General features: G+C 72.7%; 21 protein-coding genes. 6 read left to right on the top strand and 15 right to left on the bottom strand.

Translation table 11 applies throughout. The features are described from left to right. The first annotated feature begins 320 nt into the window (after positions 1 to 320). Positions 321 to 2,171 carry a glycoside hydrolase family 9 protein gene (locus ABT369_RS19495; protein WP_350613673.1) on the top strand — a complete coding sequence of 617 codons (1,851 nt, stop codon included), beginning with the start codon at positions 321 to 323 and terminating at the stop codon, positions 2,169 to 2,171. Between the two features lie 11 nt (positions 2,172 to 2,182). Here the strand turns inward: ABT369_RS19495 and ABT369_RS19490 are convergent, their stop codons facing one another. Genes ABT369_RS19490 through ABT369_RS19480 form a run of 3 tightly spaced genes read right to left on the bottom strand, consistent with a single transcriptional unit; the run spans position 2,183 to position 5,758 of the window. Then, positions 2,183 to 3,112 carry a small ribosomal subunit Rsm22 family protein gene (locus ABT369_RS19490; RefSeq protein WP_350613671.1) on the bottom strand — a complete coding sequence of 310 codons (930 nt, stop codon included), beginning with the start codon at positions 3,110 to 3,112 and terminating at the stop codon, positions 2,183 to 2,185. Next, positions 3,105 to 4,022: a DUF389 domain-containing protein gene (locus tag ABT369_RS19485; RefSeq protein WP_350613669.1), complete on the bottom strand. Its 918-nt coding sequence runs from the start codon at positions 4,020 to 4,022 to the stop codon at positions 3,105 to 3,107. The genes ABT369_RS19490 and ABT369_RS19485 overlap by 8 nt, the downstream gene beginning before the upstream one ends. 11 nt (positions 4,023 to 4,033) lie before the next feature. After that, a complete protein-coding gene (locus ABT369_RS19480) occupies positions 4,034 to 5,758 on the bottom strand; it encodes a GTP-binding protein (protein ID WP_350613667.1) in 1,725 nt (574 codons plus the stop codon). A 184-nt stretch (positions 5,759 to 5,942) separates the two neighbouring features. Between ABT369_RS19480 and ABT369_RS19475 the strand changes: the two genes are divergently transcribed. Both ABT369_RS19475 and ABT369_RS19470 read left to right on the top strand, forming a co-directional pair. Next, positions 5,943 to 7,364: a WGR domain-containing protein gene (locus tag ABT369_RS19475; RefSeq protein WP_350613666.1), complete on the top strand. Its 1,422-nt coding sequence runs from the start codon at positions 5,943 to 5,945 to the stop codon at positions 7,362 to 7,364. A gap of 180 nt (positions 7,365 to 7,544) precedes the next feature. Then, the gene (locus tag ABT369_RS19470; protein WP_350613664.1) at positions 7,545 to 7,895 is read left to right on the top strand and encodes a hypothetical protein; all 351 of its coding nucleotides are present in this window, start codon (positions 7,545 to 7,547) and stop codon (positions 7,893 to 7,895) included. A gap of 67 nt (positions 7,896 to 7,962) precedes the next feature. Here the strand turns inward: ABT369_RS19470 and ABT369_RS19465 are convergent, their stop codons facing one another. From ABT369_RS19465 to ABT369_RS19445, 5 genes are all read right to left on the bottom strand, one after another. Beyond that, positions 7,963 to 8,442: a GPP34 family phosphoprotein gene (locus ABT369_RS19465; protein ID WP_350613662.1), complete on the bottom strand. Its 480-nt coding sequence runs from the start codon at positions 8,440 to 8,442 to the stop codon at positions 7,963 to 7,965. 1 nt (position 8,443) lies between these two features. Continuing rightward, complete coding sequence (locus tag ABT369_RS19460) at positions 8,444 to 8,839, bottom strand: GntR family transcriptional regulator (RefSeq protein ID WP_350613687.1); 396 nt, start codon at positions 8,837 to 8,839, stop codon at positions 8,444 to 8,446. 5 nt (positions 8,840 to 8,844) lie between these two features. Continuing rightward, a complete protein-coding gene (locus tag ABT369_RS19455; RefSeq protein WP_350613660.1) occupies positions 8,845 to 9,309 on the bottom strand; it encodes a hypothetical protein in 465 nt (154 codons plus the stop codon). 211 nt (positions 9,310 to 9,520) lie between these two features. Further along, positions 9,521 to 9,682, bottom strand: a complete 162-nt coding sequence (locus ABT369_RS19450) for a hypothetical protein (RefSeq protein WP_350613659.1) — start codon at positions 9,680 to 9,682, stop codon at positions 9,521 to 9,523. Positions 9,683 to 9,763: 81 nt separating this feature from the next. Next, positions 9,764 to 10,072, bottom strand: coding sequence for a hypothetical protein (locus tag ABT369_RS19445; RefSeq protein ID WP_350613658.1), 309 nt, complete (start codon positions 10,070 to 10,072; stop codon positions 9,764 to 9,766). Positions 10,073 to 10,088: 16 nt separating this feature from the next. Here ABT369_RS19445 and ABT369_RS19440 point away from each other — a divergent pair, with 16 nt between their 5' ends. Continuing rightward, positions 10,089 to 10,982, top strand: a complete 894-nt coding sequence (locus ABT369_RS19440) for a GIY-YIG nuclease family protein (protein ID WP_350613656.1) — start codon at positions 10,089 to 10,091, stop codon at positions 10,980 to 10,982. On the opposite strand, the gene ABT369_RS19435 is transcribed toward ABT369_RS19440, so the two are convergent. The 4 genes from ABT369_RS19435 to ABT369_RS19420 form a co-directional block, all read right to left on the bottom strand. Next, positions 10,956 to 11,654: an HAD family hydrolase gene (locus ABT369_RS19435; RefSeq protein ID WP_350613654.1), complete on the bottom strand. Its 699-nt coding sequence runs from the start codon at positions 11,652 to 11,654 to the stop codon at positions 10,956 to 10,958. The two genes, ABT369_RS19440 and ABT369_RS19435, sit on opposite strands and share 27 nt — an antisense overlap. Then, positions 11,654 to 11,884 (bottom strand): tyrosine-protein phosphatase, encoded by a 231-nt coding sequence (locus ABT369_RS19430; protein ID WP_350613653.1) that lies wholly within the window; start codon positions 11,882 to 11,884, stop codon positions 11,654 to 11,656. Before ABT369_RS19430 ends, ABT369_RS19435 begins: the two co-directional genes overlap by 1 nt. A 17-nt stretch (positions 11,885 to 11,901) precedes the next feature. Further along, positions 11,902 to 12,603: a peptidylprolyl isomerase gene (locus ABT369_RS19425; RefSeq protein WP_350613651.1), complete on the bottom strand. Its 702-nt coding sequence runs from the start codon at positions 12,601 to 12,603 to the stop codon at positions 11,902 to 11,904. Between the two features lie 68 nt (positions 12,604 to 12,671). After that, positions 12,672 to 15,452, bottom strand: coding sequence for a cellulose binding domain-containing protein (locus tag ABT369_RS19420; RefSeq protein WP_350613650.1), 2,781 nt, complete (start codon positions 15,450 to 15,452; stop codon positions 12,672 to 12,674). A 109-nt stretch (positions 15,453 to 15,561) separates the two neighbouring features. On the opposite strand from ABT369_RS19420, the gene ABT369_RS19415 reads away from it, so the two are divergent. Continuing rightward, positions 15,562 to 16,599: a hypothetical protein gene (locus ABT369_RS19415; RefSeq protein ID WP_350613649.1), complete on the top strand. Its 1,038-nt coding sequence runs from the start codon at positions 15,562 to 15,564 to the stop codon at positions 16,597 to 16,599. A gap of 25 nt (positions 16,600 to 16,624) precedes the next feature. On the opposite strand, the gene ABT369_RS19410 is transcribed toward ABT369_RS19415, so the two are convergent. Further along, a complete protein-coding gene (locus ABT369_RS19410; RefSeq protein ID WP_350613647.1) occupies positions 16,625 to 16,978 on the bottom strand; it encodes a DUF1304 domain-containing protein in 354 nt (117 codons plus the stop codon). Further along, positions 16,975 to 17,943, bottom strand: coding sequence for an NADP-dependent oxidoreductase (locus tag ABT369_RS19405; protein ID WP_350613646.1), 969 nt, complete (start codon positions 17,941 to 17,943; stop codon positions 16,975 to 16,977). The genes ABT369_RS19410 and ABT369_RS19405 overlap by 4 nt, the downstream gene beginning before the upstream one ends. A gap of 58 nt (positions 17,944 to 18,001) precedes the next feature. Between ABT369_RS19405 and ABT369_RS19400 the strand changes: the two genes are divergently transcribed. Further along, on the top strand, positions 18,002 to 18,574 hold the full coding sequence (locus ABT369_RS19400; protein ID WP_350613644.1) for a TetR/AcrR family transcriptional regulator: 573 nt from the start codon (positions 18,002 to 18,004) through the stop codon (positions 18,572 to 18,574). Between the two features lie 93 nt (positions 18,575 to 18,667). Here ABT369_RS19400 and ABT369_RS19395 read toward each other — a convergent pair whose 3' ends face one another. Beyond that, positions 18,668 to 18,871, bottom strand: coding sequence for a hypothetical protein (locus tag ABT369_RS19395; protein WP_350613642.1), 204 nt, complete (start codon positions 18,869 to 18,871; stop codon positions 18,668 to 18,670). Positions 18,872 to 18,892: the final 21 nt, after the last annotated feature.

The following is an 18,892-nucleotide window of genomic DNA, read 5'->3' as shown; positions in this document are numbered from 1 at the left end:
ACGGCGACGATCTCCCCGGCCGCGACCGACATCGAGGCCCCGGCGAGCGCGGCGGTGGACCCGAACGACTTGTGCAGGTCCTCGGCGGACAGCAGTGGGGTCATCGACATGCCCGGGACTCTACACGACAGGTATACATGGTGTGTATACCCGTCGCGTAGACCGGCCGACCTGCACAAATGGAGTACTGCAGCGGTAGGGGTGTTTGTGCCATTGCGGGCGCATATGAGTGGCCGGGCTCACATCCATGGCGAATTGTCCGGTTCGAGGTTCTTGGTGATGACTAGGTTCACCGGAAACCCCCGACCGGAAGGAGTCCCGTGCGCCTGCCCGCCTTTTTGCAGTCCCGCCGTGCCCGCCTGGCCGCCGTGGCCGTCATCGTCGCCGTGCCCGCCGTCACGCTGCCCATCGTGTTCTCGAGCCGCGACGGCGGTGGCCTGCCCGGCAGCGTCGGTGCCGACAGCGCCTACGCGTTCCCGGCCACCCCGGACCACATCCCGGACACGCCCGTCCGCGTGAACCAGGTCGGCTACCTGCCGGACGGCCCGAAGCGGGCCACCGTCATCTCCGACTCCGACAAGCCGCTGCCGTGGCAGCTCAAGGACAACGCCGGCAAGGTCGTCGCCTCCGGCGAGTCCGAGCCCCGCGGCCTCGACCCGAGCTCGGGGCAGAACACGCACGTCGTGGACTTCAGTGCCTACCGTGGCACCGGGGACACCTACACGCTCGAGGTCGACGGCAAGGCCAGCCTCCCGTTCGACCTGGACCCGAAGGCGTACCGCCAGCTCAGCATCGACGCGCTGTCGTTCTACTACCCGCAGCGCAGCGGCACAGCCATCGACAACGCCATCGCGCCCGGCTACGGCCGCAAGGCCGGGCACGCCGCGGACAGCCCCAACGGCGGGGACTCCAAGGTGCCGTGCCAGCCGGGCGTCTGCGACTACAGCCTGGACGTCACCGGCGGCTGGTACGACGCCGGCGACCAGGGCAAGTACGTCGTGAACGGCGGGATCTCCGTCGCGCAGCTCATGAGCTCGTACGAGCGCTCCCCCAAGGCGGCCGAGGCCCGCGCCCTGCGCCTGCCCGAGCACGGCGGCAAGACCCCGGACGTGCTCGCCGAGGCCCGCTGGGAGCTCGACTTCCTCACGAAGATGCAGGTCCCGGCCGGGCAGCCGCTCGCCGGCATGGCCCACCACAAGGTGCACGACGCCGGCTGGACCGCGCTGCCGACCGACCCGGCCGCCGACGACCAGCAGCGGCAGCTGCACGCCCCGTCGACCGCCGCGACCCTGAACCTCGCCGCCGCGGCCGCGCAGGGCGCGCGGGTCTTCGCGCCGTACGACAAGGCGTACTCGGAGAAGCTGCTGAACGCGGCCAAGACCGCGTACGCCGCGGCGGTGGCCCACCCGACCATGTACGCGCCGGACTCGGACTCGACCGGCGGCGGCGCGTACGGCGACACCGACGTCAGCGACGAGTTCTACTGGGCCGCGGCCGAGCTGTTCATCACGACCGGCGACAAGGAGTACTCCACCGCGGTCACCAGCTCGCCCCTGCACAAGGCCGACGTGTTCGCCTCGGCGTTCGACTGGCGCGCGACCGCGGCCCTGGGCCGGCTCGACCTCGCGAGCATCGACAACAAGCTCCCCGACCGGGACCGGGTGCGCCAGTCCGTGATCGACGGCGCCGACCGGCAGCTCAAGACCATGGACGGCCAGGCCTACGGGCAGCCGTACGCGCCCCCGGCCGGCTACGACTGGGGCTCCAACAGCCAGATCCTCAACAACCTGGCGGTCGTCGGCACCGCGTTCGACCTGACCGGGAAGGCGAAGTACCGCGACGGCGTGCTGTCCGGGATGGACTACATCCTCGGCCGCAACGCGCTGAACCAGTCCTACGTCACCGGCTACGGCGAGAAGGCGTCGAAGAACCAGCACAGCCGCTGGTACGCCCACCAGCTCGACCCGAAGCTGCCCAGCCCGCCGCGCGGCACCCTCGCCGGCGGCCCGAACTCGAACCTGCAGGACGAGGTCGCGGGCAACGCGCTGCGCGGCTGCAAGCCGCAGCTGTGCTACATGGACGACATCATGTCGTGGTCGACGAACGAGCTGACCATCAACTGGAACGCGTCCCTGGCCTGGGTCTCGACCTTCGTGGCCGACCAGACCTGAGTCAGTCCTACCTAGTCGCCCGGCGGCCAGGGATCGCCCCATTCGGCGTCCCTGGCCGCCTTGTACAGCGGGCCCTCCCGCTTGGGCACCAGGACCGGCCCGACGCTCGTGTCGGGCCGGCACACCTGGAGGGTGACGAGCCCCTTGCGGAACACCGGGTGCCGCACGACGCGGCCGGGCGCTCCCGCCGGGGCTTTGAGGGCCGCCACGAAGCTGTACTTCTCGTCCTCGTACCCGAGGCTGGCGTCCTTGAGCCGCCGGTGCAGCGCCGAGCGGTTCACCCGGGCGGCGAAGTGGCACCAGTCCTTGCCCGTCATCCCGCACGCCAGCTGGTGCGGGCAGGGGGCGGCGATGTGCCACCCGGCCTCGATCAGCTGGTCGCGGGCGGCGAGCATCCGGCGGTACCCCGGCGGCGTCCCCGGCTCGACGAGCACCACGGCCGTCGTCGCCGCCGCGGCCGCCTGGGCCACGAGCGTGCGCTGATCCTCCTCGTCCAGCTCGGTGAGCACGTAGGACGCGGTCACCAGGCCGGCGGCGGGCACCGGCTCCCCGAGCTGCCACGGCTGCCACCGGAAGTCCTGGTCGCGGGCGATGCGGGCGCCGAGCTTCAGCGCCTCCGGCACCTGGTCCAGCACCGTGGCCGGGATGGGGCCGTAGGCGTCCCGGACCGCCCAGGCCGCCGCACCGGTACCGCCGCCGAGGTCGGTGTGGGACCGTGGCTCGATCGGCGGCAGCTGGGCGAGCGCGGCGCTGACCGCGGCGTGCGTGGCCGGCATGCGGTACGCGGCGTAGGCGGTCGCGTCGACCATGTTGCGGATCAGCGGCTCGCCGGCGGGCCGGCCGCTGCGATAGTCCTCGATGAGCCGCCGCACCGACTCGGTGAGCCGGGCCGGGGGCACGTCTTGCAGCAGCGCGTCGAGCGCCTCACGAAGGTCAGGCACGGCGCCACAGGCTCCGCAGCACGAGCAGCGTCGCCACCCCGGCGGTGACGATCGCGGCCAGGTTGATCAGCAGCTGCAGCGCGGAGCCGCCGGCCTCGTGGGGAATCCCGTAGGCGAGCGCGACCGCGATGTTCGCCGCCGCCGGCACCGTCGTGACCGAGATGAGCACCCCGATGAGCGGCCCGGCCTTGGCCGAGGTCAGCGACAGCATCCCGGCGATCCCGGCGAAGAACCCGACGACCCACGACAGCGCGTCGGGCCGCCAGATGAAGTCGGTCAGCGGCCGGTCCCGCAGCAGCATCTCCTTGTCGACGAGGCCCAGCGCGTCCAGCCCCAGCGTGGTCAGGATCGTCACCACGATGCCGAGGGGGAAGCCGACCCCGAGGGCGAGCAGCGCCCGGCGCGCCGAGCGGCCGCGGCGGCGCACGATCCCCACGCAGAGCGCGGCGAGCGGGCCGAACTCGGGCCCGACGACCATCGCCCCGACGATGAGGATCGGCTGGTCCAGCATCACCCCGATGCCGGCGATGACGGTCGCGATCGCGAGCATCGCCAGGAACGTGCCGGACAGCTCGGCCTCGGCGCCGGTCTTCTGCTCGATCTCGTCCCACACGACGGCGTCGCCGGCGAGCCCGGGTGCGGCGGCGGCGGCCATCCGTGCGCCGCGGGACAGCGCCACGTCGACGGTCTCGATGGCGATCGAGCCGCGCTCGTGCAGCCCGAGCCCGCGCAGCGCCTCGAGCACCGGGCTGCCGGCCTCGCGCACCACGTCGGCGAGCACGAGGTCGCCGGCCGGTTCGCGGGCCGCCCCGGCGAGCACGACGACGTTCGTGGCCCCGGCCTCGGCCGTGAGCAGCCCGACGACCCGCTCGGTCTCGTCCGGCGGACTGATGACCCTCAGATGCAGCACCGGACCATTATTCAGCCCGCCACCGGACGCCACCCGTCGAAGCCCGCCTCGACGGTGCCCTCCCCGTGCGTGAGCCCTGGCAGGGCCCGCTCCAGCTCGGCCAGGCGCGCCGCCGGGATCGTGCCCGCGGCGGTGAACCGGGCCGGACCCGCCTCCGGCGCCTCGGGCACCGCGCCGAAGCGGGGCAGCGCGGCCAGGGTGGCCGTGAGCGCGTTCGCGGGGCCCTCGATCGCGAAGCGGTGCACCGGCTCGCAGACCACCGTCCCGGCGTCGGCCAGGGCCCGGGTGAGCAGCTGGGGGACGAGCTTGCGGAAGTCGGCGGCGGTGGTGTTCGGGGCCTCGTACCCGCACCGCGTGACCGTCACCCGCACGTCGCCGACGTCCCAGCCGTGCCGGCCGCCGCGGGCGAAGGCGTCGCGGACATAGCGCTCGATCGCCTCATGGAAGTGCTGGAGGGTTTTGTACACGTACATCGGCACGTGCTCGACCGGCACCGCGATCGCGACCTGCACACCCTCGCCCGGCTCCACGAGCAGTTCCAGCGTCGCCGGGAAGGGATTGCCGTCGCGCCCGCGGACGACCCCGGCGCGGCCCCGGCCGCGCGGGCGCTCCAGGTGCAGCGTGACGGTCTCGCCGAAGCCGACCGCCAGCCCGAAGTCCTCGGCGAGCGTGTCGCGGATGACCTCGCGCTGGACCTCGCCGTACAGCGACACCTTGAGCTCGCCGCGCTCCTCGTCGAGGCGCAGGTCGATGAGCGGGTCCTGGCCGGCGAGCTGTTGCAGGGCGCGGTGCAGGTCCTGCCGGCGGGCGGGGTCGTCCGGCTCGACCGTCGCCTCCAGCGTGGGCGGGGCGAAGACCTGGGCCGGGTGCGCCTGTCCGCCACCGATGGTGTCGCCCAGCCGGACGCGGCGCAGGCCGTGGACGCGGCCGATCTCGCCCGGGCCGAGCCGGTCGCGGCCGTCGATCGCGGTGACCTTCTCGTCGCCGATCCGGTCCCTGACCCGCAGCGTGCCGGCGTGCACGCGCACGTAGGCGGCGCGATCCCGGTCGATCTTGAACACGGTGGCCCGCAGCGGGGCGCCCGCGTCCTGCGGGGCCTTCGGCAGGTGCTCCGCGATGGCCCCGGTGAGCCGCTCGATGCCCGCTCCCGTGATGGCCGAGCCCTGGTACGCCGGCATGACCCGGGCCTGCGCGGTGAGCCGGCCGACGTCGATCTTCCGGTCGTGCAGATAGGCGGCCAGCGCCTCGTCGTCCGCCTCGGCCAGTTGCTCCTCGTGCTCGCGCCACATCGGGACCGCGCCGGCGATCTGCCCGATCACGCGGTCGGGGTCGGCGCCGGCGCGGTCGATCTTGTTAACGAACACGAGCGTCGGCACGCGCAGGCGGCGCAGGGTGCGCAGCAGCACCCTGGTCTGGGCCTGCACCCCCTCGACCGCGGAGACGACGAGCACGGCGCCGTCGAGCACGCGCAGCGCCCGCTCCACCTCGGCGATGAAGTCGGGGTGGCCGGGCGTGTCGATGAGGTTGACGGTGAGCGCGCCGATACCGAACGTGGCGACGGCGGTCTTGATCGTGATGCCGCGTCGGCGTTCCTGGTCGAGCGAGTCGGTCTGCGTGCTGCCGGCGTCGACGCTGCCGAGGCGGGCGATCACGCCGGCGTCGAACAGGAGGCGCTCGGTGAGGCTGGTCTTACCGGCGTCGACGTGCGCGACGATGCCGAGGTTGAGGATGCTCAAGACGTGTCAGGTCCTTCACGGGCGAGGTGGACAGCGGCCGGGACGTGACACGTGCGCGCATGTTTCCTCCTCGATCCCTGATGACCTGGCGTTTCCACTGTACCGGCCGAGGCACGCGATTTTTTGTCGTACCGCGTCGCTACGCTGTCGCCGACCCCCTCACACGTGAGAAAGGCTCGGGCCGATGCCGCAGACGACCTATCTGGAACTGTCCGAGGACTCCGGGAGCGCGCACAAGTTCTACGAGGTCACCGTCGACGGCGCACAGATGCAGGTCCGCTACGGGCGCATCGGCGACGCCGGGCAGACGCAGACGAAGACCTACGCCGACGAGGCGAAGGCGAAGGCGGACGCGGCCAAGAAGATCGGCGAGAAGGTCCGCAAGGGCTACGCGCCCGCGGTGCCGGGCCAGCGCGCGCCGCGGTCGGTGACCCGGCGCGTGATCGTGTCGCAGCGCTCGACCGCGAAGACCGCGCCGGTGCTGTGGAAATACCGCTCGGGCGCGCCCGCCTTCGGCATCTTCATCGACGACGACGTGTGCATGGTCGGCAACGAGAAGGGCACGATCACCGTCCTGCAGCACGACGCCACCGTCCAGCGGCAGTTCCAGCTGCCCGACGGCGTGAAGTGCATCGTCGCCGACGACGCCTGGATCTACGCCGGGTGCGACGACGGCAACGTCTACGACCTGTCCGGCAAGGTGCCGCGGCTGGCCTACGCGATCGCGCCCGACATCGACATCTACTGGCTCGACATCCACGACGGCATCCTGGGCGTGTCCGACGCCAAGGGCGGCGTGTGCACCATCGACCACGAGGACGAGTTCCTGTGGCGCCGCCAGGGCCGGGGCGCGGCCGGCTGGATGGTGCGCTGCGACGCCGAAGCCGTGCACCACGGCCACGGCCGCGGCGTGACCAGCTACGACTGGCGCACCGGCGACGAGCTGTGGCACCAGCCGACGACGGGCGCGGTCCTCTTCGGCTGGCAGGAGTCCGACGCCGTCTACGCCGGCATGTCCTCCAACTCGGTGCTGCAGTTCTTCAAGGACGGCCGCGCCGGCGTCACCTACCGCTGCGACGACACGATCTTCTCCTGCGCCACCGCGCCCGACGGCCGCTATGTCTTCGCCGGCGACTACCGCTCCTCGGTCTACTGCTTCGCCGCCGACGGGACGCGGCTGTGGAAGCTGGGCACGGGCTGCGGCAGCGCCTATTCGATGCAGTATCACGACGAGAAGCTCTACATCGTCACGACCGACGGCTCGCTGGCCTGCATCGACGCGAGCGAGGCGGCGGTGCGCTCGGCGGAGCAGGGCGTCGTGCCCGAGTTCGTCGACGTGAAGGCACCGGCGGCGATGACGAGCGTGGCCCCGTCGACCACGGTCGAGGTCGCCCACGACCCAGCCGACGGTGTCGTGGTCGAGTGCGTGCAGGAGGGCTCGCGCCTTCGCATCCGCGTCGTCTCCGCGGGCTACCACTCGGACTGGCAGGTCCAGTTCCCGAAGGGCATCCGCGAGCCGGGCGCCCGCTACGTGGTGCCGTCGATCCGCGAGTCCGCCCGGGGCGGCTTCTACCGGGCGTACGGGGACATTCGGAAGCTGGTCTGACCGCTCTCCTCCCTCCGGGGGCCGGGGCCGGGGGCCGGTGCGCCCTCTGGCCCGGGGCCGTCGTTGGGGGCGGTTCGTCGGCCGTTGCGGTTCGACGTTGGTTCGGGCACGGGGTCGTCGCTGGTTGCGCCGCGACGGCCCCGTCCGGCTTCCGTTGCCGCTGCCGGATAGTGTTTCGGTGTGGGCATCATGGGTGGCATCTATGTCGTTTCGGCGGCCATGGGCCTGGGCCTGCTCTGCGTTGGCTGCTACATCCTGGCAACCGGCAAGATCCCGGGTGATCGCGTCACGGGACCCGCGCAGGTCCGCAGGCTCGGCGTGGCGTACGTCCTCCTCAGCGGCTTCTTCCTGACCCAGGTCGTCGGTTACCTCGGCGTCCGGCTGGATCTCTGGTCTCCGCGCGTCCGCAGCTTGCTGATCCTTGCGGCCTTCGCCCTTGCCGCCATCGCCGCGGTGAAAATCAATCCGCTGCGCTCGCTGACCACGTTCCGCCGTCGCCCCGCAGACGGCTCCACAGATCATCGTCGTTGACGAGACCCGATCCCGCCGGCGCAGGGTGCTGCGGATGGGTTCCCGGAAAACAGCATCGCGGTGACGACTACAACTCACCGATCGCAGCGGCCCGGATCGAGTTGTGCAGGGCGGGGCCGATCGGTCCGCTCAGCCTGGTGAGTTCCTGGATGCGCGCTTTGCCGGCGCGTCCGGTCTTCCGGTCGAGGACGAGCCTGAGGTCGCCGGCGGCAAGAATGGCCACGAGGGCGGCGTCGGCGGGGTCGATGCCGCCGATGGGTTCGTGCAGTGCGGTGCCGACCCGGTCGAGGAGTTCTGTGCGGGCACGGGGGTCGCGGATGGTCACCCTGGTGGTGGGGAACAGCCCGAGAACGGGGTCGCGGCAGGGGTGCCGGACGCCGACGGCGGCGCGGCCGCGTTCGTCGGTGAGGTGGCCGCCCCGGTAGAGGTCGGCGTGGGCCGCGGCGCGCAGCATGGCGCCCAGGTTGGTGCCCAGGCCGACCCTGCCCTTGTCCGGGTCGTAGGCCAGCAGGAAGACGCGCTGGGGGAGGCTGTGGGGGACGGCCATGTCATGCTTCTTTCGGGTCGCGTATGGCGGGGGATACCGCGATGCCCTGGGTCAGCGCCGCTTTGACGATGCGGATGGCCTCGCCGGTGTCGATGCCGACGCTGGCGATGACGGCGGCGTACTCGGCGGCGGCGCGGCTCGCGCGTTCGCGTCCCTGCTCGCCGGCCGCGGACACGAACGTGCCGGCTGATCCGCCGGTCTCGATCAACCCGGCCTCCTCCAGCTCCCGGTAGGCCCGGCCGACCGTGTTGACGGCCAAGCCGAGGTCCGCGGCCAGACGACGGATCGTCGGGAGCCGGCTGCCCACGGCGACCGTGTGGTCCTGGATCTGCCGGGCGAGCTGAGCACGCAACTGCTCGAACGGCGGGACGGGCGAGGCCGCGTCGATGACGATCATTCGGCTCACGGGGCGCTCACGACGTGCCGCGCCACCATGGCGCTCCGCTCGGTCCGCGCCTCGATCAGGGCCTGCGCGATGACGCTCAGGACGATGAAGGCGAGCCAGGCGGCGTTCCACCAGCCGAAGGCGGTACTGAACACCGACACCACCGGCAGCGACCACACCGACCACACCGCGGTCGGCGCGGCGCCGGCTCGGGCGTCGTCGACCCGCATCATGACGTCGGCGGTCAGCGAGACCTCGTCGTCGGCCACGACCGGGTGCGTCAGGACATGGCGCAGCTGGACGACAACGCCGGCCGCGAGCCCGCACACCCCGATGAGCAGGATGACCGCCGCGTACCTCGCGGTGGAGTCGTGCAGTGTCAGGGTGCCGATCGCCAGCGCGGTCGCGCCCGCGAACGTGGTAGCCGCGAACGCGGCGCGCGGCCAGCCGAGCACGGTACGCCAGCCGTAGCGGCCGTGCATCGGGCGCGGCGGGGACCGTCCACCGTCGAGCGCCGGACCTGCCGCAGACCACGCAGCCGCGAACACGCGGCGCGGCGGGACCGACCGCAGCGCTGGGCGTGGAGCCATTTGCCGGGGCAGGGTGCGGCGTCCGTCCCTGGTTCGGGACGGACGGCGCGGGCGGGACTCGGGCGGAGTGTGCGGTAAGCGTCGGGAGGGGAGATGCGAATTGTCAGCCGATCACGCGCGTGAAGAAGTCGCCGAAGCCGGTGCCCAGCTGGGCGATCAGCGCGCCGATGCCGCGCGCCACCTTCGCGGCCGCGTCCGGGCGGAACGCCACGAACCAGACGAGGAAGATGACGGCGGCGAACTGCAGAGTCTTTTTGAGCGTCATTGACCTATGCCCCGTGCCAACCAATGGTGCAGAGACCATCAAAGTAACCCGATCGCGGCTCGAGGATGGCCGAAACGGCCGTTACAGGAGATTCGGGGGGAGATTTGGCATGGGCCAGGACGGATCGGGGCGGAAGTCCTGCCAGGTGCCGTCGAACGGGAAGTCGCCGCGGTCGGCCCAGGTGCGGCGGTGCAGCGGGGCGGCGCCGTAGTCCTCGATGGCCGGGGCGCCGCGCAGCGGGGTGCCGTCGGGCTCGGCGCGGCAGGCGAAGCCCGCGCCGGCCGGGAGCCAGACCAGCAGGCCCCGCTCGTCGTCGGCGACCGGGTGGACGGCCTGGGCCCAGCTCACGTGCGGGCCCCGGAAGTACCGGCGCAGCAGCATATCGACCATACTACGGAGAATGTCCATGCCCGCCGTGGTTCGCCGGCTGCCGTCCGCGCCAGGCGTGTACCGCTTCCGCGACGCCGACGGCAAGGTGCTCTACATCGGCCGGGCCACGTCGCTGCGCGCCCGGGTGGCGTCCTACTGGTCGGACCTGCGCGACCGGCCCCGCCTGCGCCGGATGGTCCCGCTCGTCGCGGCCGTCGAGGCGGTCGTGTGCGACTCGGTGCACGAGGCCGCGTGGCTGGAGCGCAACCTGCTGCGCCGGCGCAAGCCGCGCTGGAACCGGGCCCGCGACGGGCAGGAGTCCACCGTCCACATCGGACTCGACGACGGTCTCCACGCGCCGGGGCTGCGGATTCTGTACACCCCGAGGCCTGGCTGCTTCGGCCCGTACCTCGGCGGCGCGCGAGCCCGCAACGCCGTCTCGGCACTGCACCGCATCCGGCCGCTGGCCTACACCGGGGCGCGGCTGACCGGCGCGGAGCGGGACATGGCCGCCGCCCGGGGCGTGACCCCCGGGGACCGCGACGCCCTGGCCGCCTCGATCCGCGCCATCCTCGAGCGCGACCCGGCGGAGCTGGACCTGGCGCGGGCCGACCTCGTCGCGCTGCGCGAGAAGGCGTCGGCGAACCTCTCGTTCGAGCTGGCCGCCGAGATCCACGAGGAGCTGGAGGCCCTGGACTGGATCGTCAGCCCGCAGCGCACGGCGACCCTGGAGCCCGCCGAGCTGCGCGCGGCCGGGTTCGCCGACGGGATCCTGGTGCTGTTCCGGGTGCGGGAGGGGCGGCTCGACGAGTGGACCCAGCGCCCGTCGACGCCGGTGCTGGCGCGCAAGTACCTCACCGCGACCCCGCCGCCGTGGCGCGCCTTCGCCGAGCGGGCCGCCGAGCTAGCGAGCCGCCTGCAGCACGAGTGACCGCAGGCCCTCGAGGTCCTCGACGGTGTCCGCGGGCACGAACGAGTCCGGGTCGTCGCGGTGCGCGGCCGCGCCCGGGTAGCCCGCGTTCGTCACGAGCACCGGGCGCATGCCCGCCGCCCGGGCGCCCTGCAGCTCGCGGCTGCCGCCGTCGCCGACGTACCAGCACTCCCCCGGCGCCACCCCGAGCCGCCGCGCGGCGGTGGCGTACAGCCGCGGCTCCGGCTTGCGGGCGCCCTCCTCCCACGAGAACACGGTGGCGTCGATGAGCGGCGCGTACGGCGTCCCGGCCCACCCCTGGCACAGCTCGGCCCCGCAGTCGCTGAGCACCCCGAGGCGCAGCCCCCGCCGGCGCAGGTCGGCGAGCAGTTCGAGCGCGCCGGGGCGGGGGCGCCAGAGCGGTACCGAACCCGCGTGATGGGCCTCTACGGCCGCATCGAGGCTCGCCTCGTCCGGCTCCGCGCCGCAGCGGCGGGCCATCTCGGCCAGGATCGAGCGGGTGCCGCCGTGACGGCCCGTGACGCGCTCGGTGAACGAGGTCCCCATCGCGGTCCAGAACGGCTCGGCCGGCACCCCGAGCGCGGCCGCGGTGACGTAGGCCGCGTCGCGCCGGCCGGCCTCGATGCCGGGGTCGGTGAGCGTGCCGAAGAAGTCGAGGACGACCGCGCGCATCAGCCCACCGGCCGGGCGCGGAGGGCGTCGAGCTGCCGCCCGGTGCGGCCGTGGGCGAGGAGGTAGGCGTCCAGGTCCCCGTAGGCGCGCAGGGCCGCGACCCCCTCGGCGGTGAGCCGGTTGAGCGAGTCGGCCCGCACGAGGGCGCGCTCGCGCACGGTGCGCCCCTCGGCGGCGGGCAGCCCGCCGAGGTCGCGGACGTTGCGGCAGTCGGGCCAGTGCAGGCGCATGGCCGCCACCTTAGGCGCTATTGATAGCTGACGGTGACCGTCTGCAGCGTGATCTCGGTCTTGGGCTTCCCGCCGCCGGCGCCCGGGTCCTCGACCCCGATGCCGCCCGCGGCGACCCGGTCGACGATCTCCATGCCCTTGGTCACGGTGCCGAGCATCGTGTACGAGGCCGGGATCTGCGCGTTGTCCTTGTAGTTGAAGAAGAACTGGCTGCCGTTGGTGCCCGGCCCGGCGTTGGCCATGGCGACCGTGCCGCGCTTGTAGGGGGCGCCGAGGTTCTCGTCGGCGAACTGGTAGCCGGGGCCGCCGGCGCCGGTGCCGGCCGGGTCGCCGCACTGCAGCACCCAGATCCCCTCGGTGGTGAGCCGGTGGCACTTGCTGCCGTCGAAGTAGTGCTTGCCCGCGAGGAAGGCGAAGCTGCCGGTCGCGCAGGGTGCCTTGGCGCCGTCGAGGGCGATCTCGATCGTGCCGAGGTTGGTGGCGATGCGCATCGTGGCCGGGCCGGTCTTCGGGCTGGCGGGCGGGGTGCCGACGTCCTTGCCGGTCGCGCTCGGGTCTCCCGGCGAGTAGACGCACGTTCCGGCCCGGGCCGCGGGCTGGGACCCGCCGGACAGCGCGCGGCCCTCGGCCGGCGTGAAGGTCACGGTCTTCGAGGCGCACCCGGCGAGCAGCAGGGATGCGGCGGCGACAACAGTCACGGCTCGGCGGCGCACAGTCACCCGCAGACCATATGCGAAAAGACCGCGCCGGTCCCCGAACCCGGGGACCGGCGCGTCCGATGTGACGATCAGCTCACGGAGCAGGTGGTGCCGTTGAGCGTGAACGCCGTGGGCTTGGCGTTCGCCGAGTTGTTCCAGTTCGCGAGGAACCCGAAGTCCACCGACCCGCCGCCGGCGGCGATGGTCTTCGTGTAGTCGGCGTTGGTGACGGTCACGTTCGCCCCGGACTGCGTGTTCACGCCGCCCCAGATCTGCGTGATCGTCTGGCCGTTGGCGAAGGCCCACTTCAGCGTCCAGCCGTTGACGGCGGCGGACGAGTTGTTGGTGATCTTCACCGCGGCCTGGAAGCCGCCGCCCCACTGGCCCGTCACGCTGTACGCGACGTTGCACGCGCCGGCGGGTGCCGACGGGGAGGCGGAGGCGGACGCCGAGCGCGACGGCGACGCGGAGGCCGAGGCCGACGCCGAGCGCGACGGGGAGGCCGACGCGGACGGCGAGCGGGAGCCGGACGCCGACGGCGACGCGGAGTAGGACGGCTGCGGGCCGGTGCGGTCGCCGTAGATGATGCCGCGGCCGTTCGTGCCCAGGTACACGCGGCCGAAGATCCGCGGGTCGCCGGTGATCGCCTCGCCGATGTTGCCGTACTGGTGCTGGTCGTCGTTCACCCGCAGCCAGGAGGCGCCGGCGTCGTCGGAGCGGAAGACGCCCTTCTTGCCGTCGACCTGGCCGACGATGAACACCGCCGGGTTGGTGCGGCCGGGCGCCGCCTTGCCGAAGCCGACCGCCTGGGCCGCCGTCGCCGTGGTGAGCTTGGTGAACGAGGTGCCGCCGTTGGTCGAGCGGAACAGCCCGCCGGTGTCCCCGGCCAGCCAGACCTCGCCGGTCGCGCCGGCCACGGCCTTGAACTTGGCGGTCGTGGGCAGGCCGGTCGCGGCGGTGGTGAAGCTGGCGCCGCCGTTGTGGCTGACGTAGAACGAGCCGCCGGAGTAGCCGTAGAACGTGTTCGGGTCGACCCGGTCGGACTCGACGATCGCGTTCTGCGGGATGCCGGTGGACTGGGTCCAGCTGTTGCCGTAGCCGACGGAGTACACCACGGCGCTGTTCTTCGGCGACCACAGGAAGCGGGAGCCGTCGGCGTTCGCCGCGATGGTGCCGCCCTCGTTGATCCCGCCCGGCTCGGTGCCCTGGAACCAGTTCGCGCCGCCGTCGGTGGAGAACGCGGCGTGGCTGTCGCTGGGCCGGTCCGAGTCGGTGAAGTTGCCCGCGCGCACCATGACGCTCGGGTTGAGCTCGGCGTAGTCGAGGCTCGTGGTCGAGGTGAACGTCGGCTGCTTGAACATCGCCGCCGGCACCGCGTCGAGGTTGGTGTGGCGGAAGCCGCCGATGTCGCCGAGGGCCGAGATCAGCGGGGCGCCGGTGGGCGGGCTGATCAGGTCGAGCACGGCGGTCTCCTCCAGGCCCGGGGCCATCGGCTTGATGGTGATCTGGCCGCCGGTGTCCCAGGTGGTGAGGTCGGTGCTGCCGTAGATCGTGGCGCCGGTGCCGTACATGAACCGGTTGGAGTTGAACGGGTCGATCTCGACGGACTCGTTCATCCAGCCGAGCTTCGGCGTGACCTCCGGCGGCTGGGGGTTGGTGCCGAAGTCGAGCCACGGCGACCGGGTGATGTCCATCTTGTACCGGAAGCTGCGGTTCGGGTAGCTCGTCCAGTCCCAGATCCGGGTCCAGGTCGCGCCGCCGTCGGTGCTGCGGAAGAAGATGGCGTCCGGCCACCACGACACCTGGGTGGCGACCATGATCGTGTTCGGGTGCTGGCGGTCGATCGTCAGGCCGCTGTAGCCGAAGTAGTCGTCGGTGCTGCTCGACGGGATCGGGCTGATCTGCGTCCAGGCGCCGGTGGCGGTGTTGTACTTCCACACGTCGCCCTTGGCCCCGTCGTACGGGCCGCCGGTGTCGGACGTGGAGATGTACAGGTAGCCGCCGGAGGTGTCCAGGACGCCCTTGTGCGCGATGTACCCGGTCGGCTGCCCGGCCAGGCGGGACCACGTGGTGCCGCCGTCGGTGCTGCGGTACACCGTGTTCTGCTTGTCGGCCACGCCGACGTAGATGGTCTGCGTGGTGCTGCCGGCCGAGCCGGTGCGCTTGTCGAACGTGACCCAGACGATGCCCTGGTTGTCGGTCAGGTAGCCGTTGGGGTCGGTCGGGTCCTGGGCGTAGTTGCCCGGGTTCGGGAACGCGGTGACCTTGGACCAGGTGACGCCGGAGTCGGTGCTGCGCCACAGGCCGTTGCCGCTGGGCGCACCGAGGTACAGGATCGAGTTCTTGTTCGGGTCGATCGCGAGCCGCTCGCCCTGGCCGCGGCCGGGCATGTTGCCGCCGAGCTTGAACGGCAGCGGCGTCGTCTGCCAGGTGGCGCCCTTGTCGGACGAGCGCAGGATCGCGCCGTTGTTCGGGTCCCAGGAGTTGGTGTACATGCCGGCGGCCACGTACACCTTGTTCGGGTCGACGGCGTCGGTGGCCAGGCTCACGACGCCGTTGTAGCCCCAGTTGTCCTGCCCGACCCAGTCGAGCAGCGGGACCCAGCGGTTGGTGGAGGTGTCGAGCCGGTACGCCCCGCCGATGTCGGTGCGGGCGTAGACCAGGCCCTGTTGCGACTGGTTGAAGATGATGCCCGGCACGAAGCCGCCACCCTCGATCTGCACGTTCTTGAAGGCGTACGGGTCGGCGGCAGCGGCATCGGCGGGCCGCACGGCGGTCTGGACGGCGACGCCGATGGCCGCGACCGCCACGGCCGCCACGGCCGCGGCGCCGATCCGTTTCGGTCTGGTCCCGTTGAGTCCAATTGGCATGCGCGGATCGTGGGATCCGCCACTCTTCCGGGTCAACGCGCCCCAGGTCGGAGGCTGGTCAAGCGCTTCGACAGGATGAAACTCTCACGGGGTTGCTAGGTTGGCCCGGATGAGCAACCTGCGGCCGTTGATCGCGCTCGCCGTCGCGCTGACGGCCGGCGGTGTCCTGCTGGCGACCGTCCACCGCGGCCCGGAGGCGCCCAAGGCCACCCCGGCGCCGGCGCAGACCCCGATCGCCACCCCGGCGTCCGTCAGCGCCAAGCTCCCCGACGGGGCCGACTACACACCGCTGTTCTACGCGAGCGCCGAGGTCTCCGTCGGCACTGCCCCGACGCCGGACGGGTCCGCGGACCGCCTGATGCTGCGCGGCAAGGCGGGCGAGCGCGAGCTGCACCGGCTGGCGAAGGGCCGCTACGCGCAGTTCCTCGGCTTCACCGCCGCCGACGGGCAGCTGTACTGGGCCGAGAGCTCCGCCCTGGCCGACGGCGCCTACGAGACCCGGCTGTGGCGCGCCCCGCTCGACGGCCCGGCCGCGCCCGTCTCGCTGACCGCGGACATGGGGGCCGCGGTGTTCTTCGACTCGGAGTACGACCTCGTGATCGCCGACGGCCGCGTGCACTGGGTGGCCGCCCCGCCCGACGACGGGGCCCGCACCGAGCTGCGCAGCGTCGCCGTCACCGGGGGCCCGGTCACGACCACCTCGTTCGAGGGCCGGTTCCGGCACACCACCTGGCCGTGGCTGGTCTCCGTCGACGACACCGCCCCGCTGAGCCTGGCCGACCCGCAGACCGGCGAGCGCAAGGTGGTCACGAAGGCCGCCGCCGAGCAGGTGGTGTGCACGCCGGTCTGGTGCCGCTCGATGGTGACCGCGGCCGGCGACCGGTTCCTGTTCGACGCCCGCCACCCGGACGGCTCGGACCGCAGGCGCATCCCCGGCGACCTGACCGCGATCACGGTGGACAACGCGGTGGCGGGCCGCTACGAGATCTTCACCACCTACCGCGACGACCGCAGCGCGCTGGTGGCGTACGACCTGCAGAACTCGGCGCTGCTGACCCTGACGGCGGACGCGGGCGTGTCGGCGACCCGGGCCGGCGTGGTCTGGTGGAACGAGGGCGGCGCCTGGAAGTCGGTCGACCTTCGTTAGCCGGGCACCGCGTCAGCGGGCAGCGTCAGCGGCTCAAGAGCACCGCGGCGAGCGCGAGGGCGCCGGGCAGCGCCTGGACGAGCAGGATGCGCCGGCTCGCGGTCGCGGCCCCGTAGAGCCCGGCGACGATGACGCAGACGAGGAAGAACACCTGGAACGCGAGGCTGCCGGCGACGAGCCCGTAGACCAGCCCGGCGACGAGGAACCCGTTGTAGAGGCCCTGGTTCGCGGCGAGCGCCTTGCTGGCGACCGCGAACTCCTCGGTCGTGCCGAACGCCGCCCGGGTCCGGGGGGCCGTCCACAGGAACATCTCCAGCACCAGGAAGTACAGGTGCAGGAGCGCGACGATTCCGACGAGGACGTCAGCGGCGATCTTCACGTCAGCGAGGGTACCCGCACGACCAGCTTCCCGGTCTTGTGCCACCGGGCGAAGTGCGCGAGGGCCTCGGCGGCGTCGGCGAACGCGTACTCGCGGTCGATCCGGGCCCGCAGCCGCCCCGCGACCGCGTCGGCCGCGACCTCGGCCATGCCGCCGTGCCTGGCCTCCATGTCGAGCACGAGCCGCACGTCGATTCCGTCGAACGCGGGCGGCGGCGGGAACGTGATCGTGAGCAGCCGGCCGCCGGGCCGCACCGCCGCGGCGACCGGCGCGAGGCGGTCGCCGGCCACGACGAGGTTCAGCGCGAGATCGACGCCGGCCGGGTAGTCGTCGTACGCGGTCACCTCGGCGGCGCCCAGCGAGCGCACGAGCCCGGCGTCGCCGTCCCGGGCGGTGGCGATGACGTGCGCCCCGGCCGCGGCGAGCATGGGCAGCACGGTGGTGCCGACGCCCCCGGTCGCCCCCACGACGAGCACCCGCTCCCCCGGCGTGAGCCCGGCCGAGGCCAGCAGCGCGCGGGCGGTGAGCCCGACGGTCGGCAGCGCGGCGGCCTGGGCCACGTCGAGGCCGGCCGGGCGGTGCGCGAGGAAGGGGGTCTCGGCCTCGAACACCGCGTACTGCGCGAGCGCGCCGGTGCTCAGCGACGAGCTGCCCATGTGCCGCAGCGCCCGCGGGGTGGCGAAGCCGAAGATCTCGTCGCCGGGCGCCCACCGCTCGACGCCGGGGCCGAGGGCGTCGACGGTGCCGGCGAAGTCGTTGCCGGGGATGTGCGGGAAGGGCAGGTCGACGGCGCCGCGGAAGTCCCCGGCGGGCAGGCGCACGTCGGCCGGGTTGACGGACATCGCGGCGACGCGCACCCGGATCTGGCCGGGGCCGGGCTCGGGCACCGGCACCTCCGCGATCTCGTACTCCTCCGGCGGCCCGTAGCCGCGGGCGACGAGGGCGAGCATGCTCAAACGGACCATGCGGTCACCTTAGAGAAACCGGACCGCCCGGTCAACTTCGTGCGCGTAAGTTGGTCGCGTGACCCGCCCGATGCGCGCGGACGCCGCCCGCAACCGCCGCCTGCTGCTCGCGGCCGCCGCCGACGAGTTCGCCGAGCACGGCCTCGGCGCGTCCATCGCCGACATCGCCAAGCGCGCCGGGATCGGCAAGGGCACCGTGTTCCGGCACTTCGCGACGAAGGAGGACCTCGTCGCGGCGATCGTGCTCGACCGCATCGAGGCCCTGGTCGCGGCCGGGGACCGGCTGCGGCAGGCCGGCGATGCGGGCGCGGCGCTGCTGGAGTTCATGACCGTCGCCGCCGAGCAGCGCCAGCAGCGCGACCTGACGTTCCTGCACGCCGCGTTCGACGGCCACCCGGAGATGGCCCGGATGCACGCCCGGCTGCTGGCGGCCATCGACGCGCTCGTCGCCCGGGCCCGGGCGCACGGCGCCGTGCGGCCCGACGTGACCGGCACGGACGTGTTCCTGCTCATGTGCGCGCCGAACCACGTGGCCGAGATGGTCCCGGACGCCCCGCCGGACCTGTGGCGCCGCTACCTGGCGATCATCTTCGACGGCCTGCGCCCCGAGGGCGCCCACCCCCTGCCGTGACCGGTGAGGGCACGGCTCTGCCCTTGCCGGCGGGCCCGCGGTGCACCTGCGGCAGTTGATGTCGGCGTCTCCGTGGGAGTGCCCCTAGCCGGGTCACTCCTCCTCGGGGACCTGCGTGTTGTCGGAGTCGGCGTCGTGGTCGTGCGCGTGGCCGGTGAGTCCGTCGACGACCGCGTCCACGGGCTGGCCGATGTAGTCGAACGCCGGCACGGCGATCTCCTCGGCCTCGTCGCGGATGGTGTGCAGGTCGATCGCTTCGTCGACCCGCGGGACTCCATGACGATCTGTGGCAGGCATACCATTCCGATATCCCGACCC

Origin of the sequence: Dactylosporangium sp. NPDC000244, from assembly GCF_040300725.1 — a bacterium.
In the GTDB taxonomy this organism is placed as follows: Bacteria; Actinomycetota; Actinomycetes; order Mycobacteriales; family Micromonosporaceae; genus Dactylosporangium.
This window is presented reverse-complemented; position numbering and strand designations above follow the sequence as displayed.

Bases quoted from the DNA above. Each gene is read 5' to 3' on its own strand.
- ABT369_RS19395 (WP_350613642.1), bottom strand. From the start codon at position 18,871: ATGCCTGCCACAGATCGTCATGGAGTCCCGCGGGTCGACGAAGCGATC.
- ABT369_RS19460 (WP_350613687.1), bottom strand. From the start codon at position 8,839: ATGATCGTCATCGACGCGGCCTCGCCCGTCCCGCCGTTCGAGCAGTTG.
- ABT369_RS19455 (WP_350613660.1), bottom strand. From the start codon at position 9,309: ATGCACGGCCGCTACGGCTGGCGTACCGTGCTCGGCTGGCCGCGCGCC.
- ABT369_RS19450 (WP_350613659.1), bottom strand. From the start codon at position 9,682: ATGACGCTCAAAAAGACTCTGCAGTTCGCCGCCGTCATCTTCCTCGTC.
- ABT369_RS19465 (WP_350613662.1), bottom strand. From the start codon at position 8,442: ATGGCCGTCCCCCACAGCCTCCCCCAGCGCGTCTTCCTGCTGGCCTAC.
- ABT369_RS19405 (WP_350613646.1), bottom strand. From the start codon at position 17,943: ATGGTCCGTTTGAGCATGCTCGCCCTCGTCGCCCGCGGCTACGGGCCG.
- ABT369_RS19435 (WP_350613654.1), bottom strand. From the start codon at position 11,654: ATGCGCGCGGTCGTCCTCGACTTCTTCGGCACGCTCACCGACCCCGGC.
- ABT369_RS19420 (WP_350613650.1), bottom strand. From the start codon at position 15,452: ATGCCAATTGGACTCAACGGGACCAGACCGAAACGGATCGGCGCCGCG.
- ABT369_RS19475 (WP_350613666.1), top strand. From the start codon at position 5,943: ATGCCGCAGACGACCTATCTGGAACTGTCCGAGGACTCCGGGAGCGCG.
- ABT369_RS19440 (WP_350613656.1), top strand. From the start codon at position 10,089: ATGCCCGCCGTGGTTCGCCGGCTGCCGTCCGCGCCAGGCGTGTACCGC.
- ABT369_RS19430 (WP_350613653.1), bottom strand. From the start codon at position 11,884: ATGCGCCTGCACTGGCCCGACTGCCGCAACGTCCGCGACCTCGGCGGG.
- ABT369_RS19415 (WP_350613649.1), top strand. From the start codon at position 15,562: ATGAGCAACCTGCGGCCGTTGATCGCGCTCGCCGTCGCGCTGACGGCC.
- ABT369_RS19445 (WP_350613658.1), bottom strand. From the start codon at position 10,072: ATGGTCGATATGCTGCTGCGCCGGTACTTCCGGGGCCCGCACGTGAGC.